Origin of the sequence: Culturomica massiliensis (assembly GCF_900091655.1) — a bacterium.
Classification (GTDB): Bacteria; Bacteroidota; Bacteroidia; order Bacteroidales; family Marinifilaceae; genus Culturomica; species Culturomica massiliensis.
Window position 1 is genome coordinate 1604834 of sequence record NZ_LT594621.1, and the last position, 12111, is coordinate 1616944.

The 12111-nt window shown below is 42.1% G+C and carries 8 protein-coding genes; 4 read left to right on the top strand and 4 right to left on the bottom strand.

Features of this window, described 5'->3' with window-relative positions:
* Window positions 1-134 precede the first annotated feature (134 nt).
* Entirely contained in the window at window positions 135-1451 is a 1317-nt protein-coding gene (locus BN8908_RS08145; RefSeq protein ID WP_068689992.1) for an MATE family efflux transporter, read from the bottom strand.
* Between the two features lie 348 nt (window positions 1452-1799).
* Between BN8908_RS08145 and BN8908_RS08155 the strand changes: the two genes are divergently transcribed.
* From BN8908_RS08155 to BN8908_RS08165, 3 genes are all read left to right on the top strand, one after another.
* Entirely contained in the window at window positions 1800-3926 is a 2127-nt protein-coding gene (locus BN8908_RS08155; RefSeq protein WP_235837423.1) for a S9 family peptidase, read from the top strand.
* A gap of 111 nt (window positions 3927-4037) precedes the next feature.
* The gene (locus BN8908_RS08160) at window positions 4038-5498 is read left to right on the top strand and encodes an aminoacyl-histidine dipeptidase (RefSeq protein WP_068689996.1); all 1461 of its coding nucleotides are present in this window, start codon (window positions 4038-4040) and stop codon (window positions 5496-5498) included.
* Window positions 5499-5656: 158 nt separating this feature from the next.
* On the top strand, window positions 5657-7339 hold the full coding sequence (locus BN8908_RS08165) for an AMP-binding protein (protein WP_068689998.1): 1683 nt from the start codon (window positions 5657-5659) through the stop codon (window positions 7337-7339).
* Window positions 7340-7485: 146 nt separating this feature from the next.
* On the opposite strand, the gene BN8908_RS08170 is transcribed toward BN8908_RS08165, so the two are convergent.
* Window positions 7486-8052 (bottom strand): hypothetical protein, encoded by a 567-nt coding sequence (locus BN8908_RS08170; protein WP_021988391.1) that lies wholly within the window; start codon window positions 8050-8052, stop codon window positions 7486-7488.
* A 13-nt stretch (window positions 8053-8065) separates the two neighbouring features.
* Window positions 8066-8629 carry a nitroreductase family protein gene (locus tag BN8908_RS08175; RefSeq protein WP_021988390.1) on the bottom strand — a complete coding sequence of 188 codons (564 nt, stop codon included), beginning with the start codon at window positions 8627-8629 and terminating at the stop codon, window positions 8066-8068.
* A 172-nt stretch (window positions 8630-8801) separates the two neighbouring features.
* Here BN8908_RS08175 and BN8908_RS08180 point away from each other — a divergent pair, with 172 nt between their 5' ends.
* Window positions 8802-11621 (top strand): PD-(D/E)XK nuclease family protein, encoded by a 2820-nt coding sequence (locus BN8908_RS08180; protein ID WP_068690000.1) that lies wholly within the window; start codon window positions 8802-8804, stop codon window positions 11619-11621.
* A 229-nt stretch (window positions 11622-11850) separates the two neighbouring features.
* On the opposite strand, the gene BN8908_RS08185 is transcribed toward BN8908_RS08180, so the two are convergent.
* On the bottom strand, window positions 11851-12072 hold the full coding sequence (locus BN8908_RS08185; RefSeq protein ID WP_009135471.1) for a DUF2795 domain-containing protein: 222 nt from the start codon (window positions 12070-12072) through the stop codon (window positions 11851-11853).
* Window positions 12073-12111: the final 39 nt, after the last annotated feature.

Consider the following 12111-nt stretch of genomic DNA (forward strand, 5'->3'; position numbering starts at 1 on the left):
CAAGACGCGCATTGTACTTTATAAAAATATAACTTTTTGGGAAATAAACAATAGATAATAAAAAATTAAGATAAGATTTTTGTTTTTATAATAAAATTTTATTTTACATATCTTACTTTACAACATCTCTTGTCTCATTTACAAGACATTTTTTTCAAATAGGCAGGTGTAAATATAATTCGCCCCAAAATAGTTTGCATCAAACCACGTATGAATAAATAAGCGAGGAAAGCTAACCATAACACATGATTATCAACATCTCCTGAAAATCCGTAGTATATCAGAAAAAATACTGCGGCAGCAGCAGCCATAGACCACAACATCTGGCGGGTAGCAGTTGCACCGATCAAGATTCCATCCCACAAAAAAGCTGCAAAACCGGCCAAAGGAACAGCCAATACCCAATAATAATAATCCCCGGCAACAACAATCACCTCCTTTTCATTGGTCAATACTTCCAAAAAGTGTTTCCCTCCTATTCCGTATAATAATGTAAACAACAAGGACAAGCCTATTCCCCAACCGAATAAATTCCGCACAGCATGACGCAAATGCTTTAAATTACAGGCACCGATATAACGACCGGCTAAAGCTTCTGCCGCATAGGCGAATCCATCCATAACATATGAAAAAAGAGTAAATAATTGCATCAACAGCGTATTCACGGCTAAAATCACATTTCCCTGACGGGCACCACTGGAAGTAAAAAAAGTCGTTACAGCAATCAAACAAAGCGTACGCAAAAAAATATCCCGGTTTACGGCAAAAAAACGACGCATCGCACCGAATCGTATACTTTCCTGCCAAACAAACCGCGAACGAAGAAAACCGTATTCTTTTCTCCACAGCCATATTGCCATACACAATCCCGAATACTCGGCAACGACAGTCCCCAAAGCAACCCCTTCAACCTTCATACCCAATCCGAAAACAAAAAAGAGACTGCAGGCAATATTAATTACATTAACTGCAATTGCAATATACATCGGGTAACGGGAATTCTGCATACCGATAAACCACCCCTTAAATCCGTACATCGACAATACTGCCGGTGCCCCCCATACACAAACCCGGAAATAAGTTACCGCATATTGTTCAACCTCCCTACTCGTATCGAGAAAATAAAAAGCCAAACGTTCTATCGGATATTGTAAAATCAGTATGACAATTGCTGAAATCAATCCCACAGCAATTGCCTGTGCCAACACCCGAATCTGAGCATTTGCATCTTTTCTGCCATAGGCCTGGGAAGTCAGGCCACTGGTGCCCATCCGTAAAAAACCGAAATTCCAATACAGAATATTGAACAACAAACCTCCGACAGCAATTGCTCCGATATAGGCAGCCGTCCCCAAATGCCCCACAATAGCCACATCGACCAGTCCCAACAAAGGAACAGTGATATTGGATACAATAGAAGGTATGGCCAAACGAAGAATCCTGCGGTTCATATACTGAATTTTTTGCAAAGATAAAGCTATTTATTGTAGATTTATGATTTTAGATTTCAGATTGGCTCCACAACCTTCGCCTGCCGAAGAAAAATCGTAAATCAAAATCGTAGGATTTTTGTGTTCCCACGTCCAAAAAAATCCGCCTCGTCCGGCAGAGATTTCCGGGAAAATGAGAAACTTTATCGAAAGAAAATCTTTGAAAACATCTTTTTTTTTTAAACCTTTGAGGCTCGATTGATAAAACACAAATAATTTTTAATGATGAAACGTATATACTACATCTTTATTTTACTGATTTTAACTAGTTTAGGGGTATCTTCCTACGCCCAGCAAAAAAAATTAAGCATGGACGATTTTTTTGTGAACGGAACTTTCCGAACCAAAGGAGTCTATGGCATTCGCTCCATGAATGACGGGGCACATTATACTGTATTAGCCAATAATGGAACCCAAATTGTAAAATACAGTTATAAGACAGGCCAACCGGTCGAAACATTAGTAGACCTGAAAACGATTGAGAACAGTCCGGTAAAATACATTTCGAACTACACATTCAACAACGACGAAAGCCGGATTCTCATCAGTACGAATGTCAACCCCATATACCGCCACTCCTATACTGCCGATTATTATATCTATGATTTTAAAAATAAAGAACTGAAACCTCTTTCGGAAAACGGCAGTCAACGTCTGGCGACTTTCTCTCCTGACGGTTTACGTATCGCTTTTATGCGTGATAACAACCTCTTCATTCACGACCTGCGTTTCGGCACTGAACGGCAAATCACATTCGATGGCAAATACAATCACATCATCAACGGAGCCCCCGACTGGGTATACGAAGAAGAATTTTCTTTCAATAAGGCTTTTGAATGGGCTCCCGACGGCTCGGCACTGGCTTTCATCCGTTTTGACGAATCTGCCGTCAAAGAATTCCCGATGAATATGTTCGAAGGACAAGCCCCGGCATTGAAAGAAAACGAACTATATCCTTCGGTATACAGCTACAAATATCCCAAAGCCGGTGAAGCCAACTCACTGGTTTCGGTACATGTATATGACATACAGGATAAAACGACGATGACAATGGATATCGGTGAGGAACAAGATATCTATATTCCCCGTATCCGTTGGACACAGGATCCTAAAAAACTGGCTATCATTCGCTTGAATCGTCTGCAAAACAAGATGGAAATCCTATTGGCCAATGCCCGTACCGGAAAATCCAACATCCTTTACCGGGAAGAAAATAAATATTACATTGCCGAAAGCAATTTCGACAACCTGGTATTTCCGGAAGACGGCCAACACTTTATCATTACCAGTGAGAAAAACGGATATATGCACATATACCTTTACGATATGGCCGGACATGAAAAGAAGGCCATCACTTCCGGAAACTATGACATTGCAGACTTCTACGGCTATAACCCCGCGACAAAAACGTTCTACTTCTCATCTTATGAGGAATCACCTCTGGAAAAATATGTTTATTCCGTAGACAGCAAAGGACAAAAAAAGAAATTAACCCCCAACAAAGGTTGGAACAACGCTACTTTCAGTAAAACATACCAGTATTATATCAATACATTCTCCAACATAGACACACCGCCGGTAATCAGTTTATATAATGCGAAGAATAAGCTGGTACGCGTATTGGAAGACAACCAACAGGCCCAGGAAACCATCAAAGGTTATGCCATTGCGCCGAAAGAATTCATACAAATTCCGGCAGCCGACGGTAAAACCATGCTGAACGCCTGGATCATGAAACCGCTGGATTTCGACCCGAACAAAAAATATCCTTTACTTATCACCCAATACAGCGGCCCGAACTCCCAACAGGTAAAAAATAGCTGGGGAGGCGTCAACTGGTTGAATTATCTGGCACAGGAAGGATACGCAGTAGCTTGTATCGATCCCAGAGGGACAGCAGCACGCGGCGAAGAATTCCGCAAATGCACCTATATGCAATTGGGTAAACTGGAAAGTGACGATATGATTGCTGCCGCTAAATGGCTGGCAGAAAAACCTTTCATCGACAAGCAAAACATCGGTATTTGGGGATGGAGTTACGGTGGTTTTATGTCGTCCCTCTGTATCATGAAAGGAAATGATATTTTCACAACAGCCATCGCCGTCGCTCCGGTAACTCATTACAAATTCTACGATTCCATCTACACGGAACGGTATATGCGTACACCCAAAGAAAACGAAAAAGGATATGAGGAAAATGCTCCGTTGAACTGGGCTGACAAATTAAAAGGAAATTTATTGCTTTGTCACGGTACTGCCGACGATAACGTACATGTTCAAAATACGTATGAATTGGCAGAACGCCTAGTACAGGCCAATAAACAATTCGATATGGGTATTTACACCAACCGTAACCACAGCATATATGGCGGAAATACCAGTCGCCAACTCTATGAAAAGTTCGTAAAATATCTGAATGAGCACATGAAAAAATAAAATCTATAACCGTGAACCTTGCTCCGGTCAATCAGGTGATGGGAACTACCGCAGACGAATGTTTTCAGGCCTATTAGTCAGCAGCAAGGCAAACACTAATCAACAAAATATATGGATACAATCAAAGACCTTCAACCCAAAGCGATATGGGAAAACTTTTACAAGTTAACACAAGTACCGCGGCCTTCCAACCATGAGGAAAAAGCCCGGGAATTTATGATGAATTGGGCTAAAGAACACCACATCGATGCCCGGATGGACGAGGCTGGAAATATTATTATGACCAAACCGGCTACCCCGGGTATGGAAAACCGCAAAGGCATCATTCTGCAAGGTCACCTGGATATGGTTCCGCAAAAAAATGAAGATACCCGGCATGATTTTACCAAAGACCCGATCGACGCATATATCGACGGAGAATGGGTACGTGCCAAAGGAACAACTTTGGGTGCCGACAACGGAATGGGCGTTGCTGCGGCAATGGCAGTACTGACGGCCACCGACATTCAGCACGGTCCGATCGAAGTACTGATCACGGCGACGGAAGAAACCGGTATGGACGGTGCGAACGGTCTGAAACCGGGTGTATTGGAAGGAGATATCTTATTGAATCTGGACTCGGAAACCGAAGGCGAATTATATGTCGGTTGTGCCGGAGGACTTGATGCAACCGTAGAATTCAATTATAAAAAAGCTGCCGTACCGGCAGGAAGCAAAGCCTATAAATTAGCTCTGAAAGGACTTAAAGGAGGACATTCCGGTATGGACATCAACCTCGGCCGGGGTAACTCTAACAAATTATTATTCCGCTTTTTGAAAACTCACGCCCAGGAACTGAATCTGCAAATAGCCACCATCAACGGAGGTAGCCTACGCAACGCCATTCCGCGTGAAACATTTGCCGTTATCACTCTACCGGCAGCAAATGCAGATAAATTCCTGGCTAAAATAAAAGAAGCAGAAGCCATATATAAAGCCGAACTGATTGAAAAAGATCCCGATGTAAAACTATCGGCAGAAGAAACCGAAATGCCGGCACATGTCATGGATGCCGATTTACAATGGAGATTGACCGACGCGATCCTGGGATGTCCCAACGGCACGGTACGTATGATCGATTCTATGCCGGACACCGTCGAAACATCCAACAATCTGGCTATCGTACAAACCCGCGACGATAAAATCGTCATCAACACCCTCATGCGTTCATCCGTTGAAACAGCGAAAGATTATCTGGCAGAATGTCTGCAATCCGTTTTTGAACTGGCAAAAGCCGATAACATCCAATTCGACGGTGCTTATCCGGGGTGGAAACCCAACCCGCAATCGGCCATCCTGAAATCGATGCAGGATACATATCGGAAAATGTTCAACAAAGAGGCACGTATTATGGCCGTACATGCCGGCCTGGAATGCGGTATTTTAGGTGCAAAATACCCGGGTTGGGACATGATTTCCTTTGGACCGACGATCTGCCACCCACATTCCCCGGACGAGAAAGTAAACATTCCGTCTGTCGGCAAATTCTGGGAATTCTTAAAAGAAACTCTCAAGGAAGCTCCTAAAAAATAAATACACAAGATAACGCCGGGTTTTACCCGGCGTTACTATTTTCTGTTTTTTCAAAATCGTAGTGTAAATTAACTACCTTCCGGTTATTTTTTATTTTTCTTTAACCCTTTCCTCAAAAAAACGTCGTATCTTTGCAGTGTATATGCGAAAATTAAAATATGATCTTAAATAAATTGACACTACCGGAATTGCTCAAAAATAGCTGTTCCAAATTTAAAGACAACTTATCTTTAAATTTTGTTCAATCAGGAAACAGGACTTATCGGGATTTTTACAATGAAGTTCTTTCTATATCCAATCATCTTTTAGAATTAGGAATCCGAAAAGGAGATAAAGTGGCCATCCTAAGTGCCAACATGCCCAACTGGGGAATCACCCAGTTTGCCATTGCACAAATCGGAGCCATTGCCGTGCCTGTACTTCCCGGTTTCAGTACCACTGAAATCCAAAATATATTCGAACATTCGGAAGCTAAAATCATATTTGTGTCCAAACTACTTTATAAGCTGGTAGCCGATATAAAAACAAACTTTCTGGAACATAAAATCCTGATGAATACTTTCGCCCATATCCCGGCAGGATACCCGGTGGAAAACATCGAAAAACTGGAACAGGATATTCCGTTAAATAACCTCAAACCGCTTCCGGAAATTTGCATCGAAGAAGAAGACACCGCTTCCATCATCTATACCTCCGGAACAACCGGATTCTCAAAAGGCGTGGAGCTAAGTCACAAAAACCTGGTGTGGGACGCCCAACAATGCAGCACCATACAACCCGTCAGTACAAACGACCGGTTTTTAAGTATTTTACCACTGGCTCATACATATGAAAACACGCTGGGGTTACTGCTGCCGCTGATGTTCGGAGCACAGATATTTTATCTCGACCGGGTTCCGACACCGAAGCTACTGGTGCCGGCTATGCAAAAGATTCGGCCGACAGTCATGCTATCAGTTCCCCTGGTTATCGAGAAGATATACAAAACTCAGATATTACCGAAATTCAATTCTTCCCGGTTGATGAGCTGTTTATATAAATTCACTCCCATACGCAAAACACTAAACCGCCTCGCCGGTAAAAAGCTTATGCAGACATTCGGCGGAGAACTGGTATTCTTCGGAGTCGGAGGTTCTAAATTAGACCCGACAGTCGAAAGTTTCTTACGTGAAGCCCGTTTCCCATACGCCATCGGTTACGGCTTGACCGAAACAGCCCCGATGACAGCCGGCAGCAACCCGTCGCAAACCTTTTTACAGGGAGTCGGTCCCGTTATGGAAGGTGTACAGGTGAAAATCAACGAACCGAACAACAAAGGAGAAGGTGAAATCTGGATCAAAGGTCCGAACGTCATGAAAGGATACTATAAAAAACCGGAATTAACCCGGGAATCGATCACTCAGGACGGCTGGTTTAAAACCGGCGACCTCGGCTCTTTCGACAAGAAAGGAAGGTTATCGATCCGGGGACGGATAAAAACCATGATTTTAGGGGCTTCCGGCGAAAACATCTATCCGGAAGAAATCGAATCGATCATCAACAATTTCCGGTTTGTAAACGAGTCCCTCGTTGTCGAGTCCAAAGGGAAATTAGTTGCAATGGTTCATTTCAACATGGAAGAGTTGGAAAAACAATATCAGAAGCTAAAAACCCAGGCCGGAAACTACAAAGCGTATATCAACGATTACATCGAAGAACAGAAAAAAGAACTTTTCGAATACGTCAACAGCCGGGTCAATAATTTTTCCAAACTACAATTGGTTATGGTCCAAAGCGAACCTTTCGAAAAAACGCCGACACATAAAATCAAACGTTTCTTATACAACAACGTTCAACTTTAAGAACCACATAAAAAACAGCCGGAAAAATTGAACTGAACCCCAAAAGTTGGACGGTTAATATTATTTAAGAGGCGCTTTTAGAATTGAATAAAGCTCGGTATTTTACCGGGCTGTTTTCGTTTATCGGACCATAAAATAACGATTGACTATCTGATGTGAAAATCCATCATACACTCCTCTCCCATATACATCCGCAGCCGGTCCCCGATTTGAAGTCCCCGGTAACGGTAAGGGTTTCCACAGTAAAAGAAATCACCGATTTTAATCATATAAAATCCGGATGCCAAAGCAACAAACTCATCGGCATGTAACGGTAATTCCCGCATCGTTCCGGTAAAAACGGTCGTTTCGTTCACTTGTAAAGAATAGTTTACATTCTCCCCCTGATAGTCCCGCAACTCACTTTGCGCTGCGGAATCGTCGAAGGCTGCAGCAACACCACACGGCAACCCTTTCATTTTCAATTCGCTCTCCAATGTGTCCGCATAAAAACGCAAACCGACGCCCACCTCATTGTAATACCTGCCGGCAAACCGCTCGGATACACCTTTCCCCAGCTTACAGGCACGAAACACCAATTGCGGTACACAACTCAATTCCCGGGTAAATGCCGGAAAATAAAAATCATTGTTATTACGCAACAAAGCATTATCCCCGATGACCCCCACCGTAAAACTACCTTGTTCGTTATATTCTGCACATAGAAGCTTCATATCCTATACCCGGTCAAAAAAGAAGTTCCGTTAACGGACGCTTCGGTACATGATGAGTACCGTCAGCTTCCCGCCAATACCTGTAATCTTCTTCCTCCATATCATCCACAACCACCTTCTCCACTGGTTTTCCCAATGCAATCACATACATAATCCGCATATATTCCGGCAACTGCAACACTTTAACCAACCGGTCGTTCTTAAAAGCCTTGATTATACATCCGCCGTAACCTTTTTCTACCGCCCCCAAAAGTATCGTCTGTGCCTGTATTCCGTCATCACACAAACAATTCTCCACAATCCGGGTATCCAGTAATTGAACCAGGTAAGCAGCCGGACGTTCTCCCTCGGCAGGACCGGCCCAATCAGTCAGATATCCGGCCCAGGCCAATGCCGGAAATATTTCGGCACATTTTTCCCTTGTAGAAACGATACGGTATTTCAACGGCTGTGCATTACGCCCGGAAGCACACCAGCGAGTCAATGCCACCAATTCTTTTAATTCATCCTCCGATAGCCTTACCTGCTCGTCAAAACGACGGTAACTCCGGTTCTTCTGTAACAGATCCTGTAACATAATTCAATTTTATTATACCAATCTCAATATTTGTAATCCATCGACTTTTTCGACGATTTTATCCCTTCGGGTGACAAAATAAATTTATCTTTGTCAAGGTTGTCAAAAATAACAAAAAAAAAGAAAGCCTGAAAGTAAAATCGTCGGGCACAGGATTTATAAAAAAGGGTATATGAATTCATTCCTGCAACTGTTAGCCGAAGATCTGATTCGTAAATATCAGTACAATCTGAAAGACCTGACGGTGTTGTTTCCGAATAAAAGAGCCGGATTATTTTTGGCCGAAGCATTATCCAAGCGGATTGGTCAACCGATATGGATGCCTGCTATTCTCACGCTTCCGGAGTTTATCGAACGGCAAACCGGACTGAAAACAGCCGACAACCTCCCTCTAATTATTAAATTATACAAAGCATATACCCAGGTATCCGGTTCTACGGAGAAATTCGAAGATTTCTACTTCTGGGGAAACATGCTTTTAGGAGATTTCGACGACATCGACAAATACCTGGCAGATCCTCAGGCTTTATTTTCCAATATAATCTCTCTGAAAGAAGTTGAAATCAATTTTCCTTACCTTTCTCCGGAACAGATCGATGCCGTAAAAAGCTTCTGGAGCAGTTTCAATCCTGAAAAATACAGTCTGGAGCAACAGGAATTTCTCAAAGTATGGAACAACCTCTATCCGACCTACCTGAAATTCAAAGAACGGCTTTTTAAAGAAAATCTCTGTTACGAAGGAATGGGACAGCGTTTCTTTTATGAGCATATCGAAAACTATGCTCAAAAAACACCGGTTATCTTTGCCGGTTTCAATGCATTGAACAAATGCGAAAAACAAATATTCACCTTTTACAAAAACAATAAACAAGCTATATTCTACTGGGATTACGACATATATTACACCTCAAATGAATTCCACGAGGCCGGAAACTTTATCCGGGAGAACCTGACCTTATTCCCCAATGAATTAGGTCCCGAACATTTCAACAATTTCAAATACAACGGTAAAAATATCGAATACATCTCAGTACCTTCCAATATCGGGCAAGCCAAACTTATCCCGACCCTACTGAATGATGCCTCCCGCAAAAATCCACGGAAAACGGCTCTGGTACTATGCGATGAACGGCTGTTAATTCCGGTCATGCATTCTATCCCGGAAGATATCTCCAAAATAAACATTACCATGGGCTATCCGGCCCAAAACACCTCCGTCGCGGCATTACTGTATATGCTGGGGGAATTGAAAAATTACAGCAAAACCGAAAACGGTAACACCTATTACTATTATAAACCGGTCATTGCTTTACTCAACCACAAATTGATCAAAGACAGCTGCCCCGAAGACATTGACAAGATCACGGATTACATCCGAAAAAAAAATATTGTATATATTGCCGGGAAAAATCTACACTTCAACGCCCTAACCCGTGTAATCTTTTCCGAAGAGGAACAAAATATTCCCGATTATCTGCTCCGCATCTTAAAATTACTTTCGGCCTCTTCTCCGGACACGGAAAGAACACTTTATCCGCTGGAAAAGGAATTTATCTTTACTTTTTATACACAGATACAGTGCCTAAAAAACACGTTCGAAGAAGAAAAAATCGTGCCCGAGAACAAACTGTACTTACAGATCATCAATAAAATCATCAACACAACGACAATACCCTTTAGCGGAGAACCTCTCGAAGGATTACAAATCATGGGACTGCAAGAAACCCGTATGCTGGACTTCGACAACCTGATCCTTTTTTCCGCCAACGAAGGTATTATTCCACACACAGGGCATATTTCCTCTTTTATCCCTTACAATTTAAGAGTCGGCTTTCAGCTCCCGACTCCGGAACACCAGGATGCTCTGTTTGCTTATTACTTTTACCGGGTACTACAACGTGCCAGACAAATAAAAATCCTTTATAATTCAGTAACACAAGGCTTATCCGGTGGAGAAAAAAGCCGTTTTTTGCTCCAGATGAAATACGAATCGGGCTTACCGATCACGGAACACAATTTCCAGAACCATATCTCCGTAGAAGAAGCCCGGAAAATAGAAATCGTATACAACAAGGAAATTCTTGATACCTTATACGCATATACACAATCTCCGGAGATATCCCTGTCTCCCTCGGCCTTAAACATATACATCGACTGCCCTTTGAGATTCTATTTCAAATACATTGCCGGAATCAAGGAAAAAGAAGAAATGGCCGAAGAATTGGATCAACGCTTATTGGGAAATATCTTCCACGAATGTTCCCAATCGTTATATGCAACAGTCGCTGAACAGGAAATAACTGCGGACGTAATTAACCGGATACTTCATAACCGGGAACAGCTCGATAAACACATCCGGAAATCGTACCTGAATTTTTACGATTCACAGGTCATCCGCCTGATCGACAGCGGTAGCAACGAACTTATACTGGAAGTTATAAAAAAATACCTCCGGCAAATGTTTCAGTATGACAAAACCATATGTCCGTTCCGCATTATCTCCATGGAAAAAAGATACACCGTTCCCATCCCGATAAATACGCCAAACGGTTTAAAATCCGTATACATAGGCGGCATTATCGACCGGATAGACCAAATTGATCATGCTGTCCGGATCATTGACTATAAAACAGGAGCAGATACAACTGTTTTCCGGGATATACCGTCGATCTTCGATCCGACGGACAACAACCGGAACAAAGCTGCATTTCAAACCCTTCTTTATTGCCTGATGTTCGGCTACAATCATCCGCAATATCCGGTACTTACTCCGGGCATATACAGTACAAAACTGCTTTTCGGAAAAGATTACAACTACAAATTAAAATGCAACAATTCCTATATCTCCGATTTCAGTGCTTACAGAGAGGATTTTTATCAGTTACTTACAGAATTATTGAGTCGTCTTTTTTCTTCAGACAACTCTTTTACGCAAACTCTTAATGAAAAAAAATGCCGGACTTGTCCCTATTCCGGCATTTGCAGAAAATAAAAATACAAAAGATTCCCCAGAGCCACCACCGATAAATTTCCGACAGCCCCGGGAGAAAAATCGAATAAATAGATACCAACAAGCTTGACACAAAAAATGACATCGTCTCCAATGCCATGTCTATTTTAATCAAAGAGTTTTCCTCTATATAAAACGAGAAAGGCCATCGTATAAACGACAGCCCTCTACGTAATACATTGTATCAGCACATTTTAGCGCATATTTTATATCAATATTCGTCCTCGTTGAAAAAGAAATCATCTTTACTCGGATAATCCGGCCAAATGTCTTCGATACTTTCAAAAATTTCCTCATCATCTTCAATATCCTGAAGATTTTCAATTACTTCCATTGGTGCACCGGAACGGATAGCATAATCTATCAATTCATCTTTAGATGCAGGCCAAGGTGCATCTTCCAATTTCGACGCAAGTTCAAGGGTCCAGTACATAGTATATTCGTTTTAACCGTTTTCCAAAATTTTCGCAAA